At 57.3% G+C, this 1,710-nt stretch carries 2 protein-coding genes and 1 pseudogene; 2 read left to right on the top strand and 1 reads right to left on the bottom strand.

All coding sequences use genetic code 11. From position 1 onward, the window contains the following. Positions 1–145: pseudogene (locus tag NKJ94_RS37310) on the top strand (amino acid ABC transporter permease); the annotation flags it as partial. 22 nt (positions 146–167) lie between these two features. Continuing rightward, the gene (locus NKJ94_RS37305) at positions 168–860 is read left to right on the top strand and encodes an amino acid ABC transporter permease (RefSeq protein ID WP_352532763.1); all 693 of its coding nucleotides are present in this window, start codon (positions 168–170) and stop codon (positions 858–860) included. 523 nt (positions 861–1,383) lie between these two features. Here NKJ94_RS37305 and NKJ94_RS37300 read toward each other — a convergent pair. Next, the coding region (locus NKJ94_RS37300) for a hypothetical protein (RefSeq protein ID WP_352532761.1) at positions 1,384–1,710 on the bottom strand (327 nt) is incomplete at its 5' end.

Here is a 1,710-nt window from a genome sequence, read left to right as displayed (position 1 = left end):
GTTCGAAACTTATCTCGTGCTGGCGGTGATCTATGCGCTGCTGTGCCTGATCGCGTGGCTCATCGTGCGCTTCTTCGAACTTCGCTCCTCGAAGTTCGCACCGTCAGCGGCGCCGGCGAAGAGCACGATCATGGCGAGCGTCTGATCGAAGAAAGGGCCATCATCACATGTTCGATATCGATGTCTTGCTCCCGGACCTGTGGAGCATCCTGGGCGCAGTGCCCGTGACGCTCGCCATGGCGCTGGCGATCTTTGTCTTCTCCACGATCATCGGCAGCCTGTTTGCGCTGATCGAATATCGGCGGATACCAGTGCTGCGGGAGTTCGTCGTGGCGTACAAGGTCGCCTTCAAGGGCGTGCCGATGGTGATCGTGATCTTCCTTGCATACTACGGCCTCCCGCCGACCCTCCAGTTCTTGGCTTCACTAGTCGGGATAGAGTTCAACGGTCACGCAACGCCGAACTGGGTCACGCTCGTCATCGCGTTGACCGCTTGCGTTGCCGCGTTCCAGGCGGAAGTTGTGAAGGGCGCTTTGAATTCCTTCGACACCGGCCAGGCAGACGCAGCCTACTCGTTGGGCTACAAACGAAGCCAACTGTTCCGACGAATCCTGTTTCCCCAGGTGATCGTCGCAGCAATTCCGGACCTCGCCAACTCGTTCATGGTGATCATGAAGGCGCTTTCTCTTGGATTTGCTATCGAGGTTGTCGATATTTTTGCGCAGTCCCAGTTGACCGCCGCGCTGAATTTCTACTACCTCGAAGCCTTCGTGATTGCCGTCGTGATCTACATGGTGATTGCCTACATTGTCACACATATCGCTGACAGGACGGAGGCTGCCCTTAGGGTACGGACCTAAGGGTAGCCTCGTCGCAACTCACAAGAGCGGAATCCGTTCAGTTTGCATCGTAGCTTGCGGCAGCGAAGAGGGACACCTTGCGGGGACGGAGACTCAAGCGCGCGAAATGATCGGAACTGACCACGCGTCATTGCTACGCGAGGCGCGCTTACTAAAGACCGGCCAAAAACCGCGAGGATAGAAGCTACGCTTCGGCTCTCAATTCAAAAAAGGCCCGCCAGCAGAAGCCAGCGGGCAAGGGGTAGACTGTCCGGGTTGGGGTCAGCCCCCCAGTTTGGGGTAAAAGTCTTCTGTGACCTGCGCATCGGCCGAACAGATGAAGCAGTCCGTCTCCGCCCTTTCGGAGAAGTTACGGGAATGATGGAAGCCCAACCGATCGCTTGGGATCTGCCAATCGCCTACCGTCCAAGCGGCTGTCGGGAAGCCGACAGAAGTTCTTCGTCGTCCACTAGTCCGGCCATGTAATTTGCAATGATCCGGGACGCGAGCGCTTGACGTTGATGCTCAGATTGAGCGTCGACCTTCAACCGATCGAAAACGCGGCCCAGCAGCGCCATCTCGGATGGCTTGAAACACCAGCATTTTCGGCTTTTCGATGTATCGGCATGCCAAACCCCCTTCGAACGGGATTTTGTCCGTGCAGAGTTGCCATACACGGATAACAGCGGCCGGTCTTCCTGAATGGCAGGAGCGAGACAAAAAATACGCGGTTGCCCTGACCGCTTTCCATCCCGGCGGGAGCTTCCCGAGCCTTGTCATAAGCTGAAGGCTGAACGTGCCGACCCGCCAAGGTGTGCAAATTCCTGACGTTGGCGCTCGGCGCAGCCAGGTCGCAAGTTGGCTTGAATTT

Source organism: Mesorhizobium sp. M0060 (assembly GCF_040323155.1).
In the GTDB taxonomy this organism is placed as follows: domain Bacteria; phylum Pseudomonadota; class Alphaproteobacteria; order Rhizobiales; family Rhizobiaceae; genus Mesorhizobium.
This window is presented reverse-complemented; position numbering and strand designations above follow the sequence as displayed.

What these genes read in the sequence shown, in the direction of transcription:
- NKJ94_RS37305 (WP_352532763.1), top strand. Translation starts at nt 168, where the DNA reads ATGTTCGATATCGATGTCTTGCTCCCGGACCTGTGGAGCATCCTGGGC.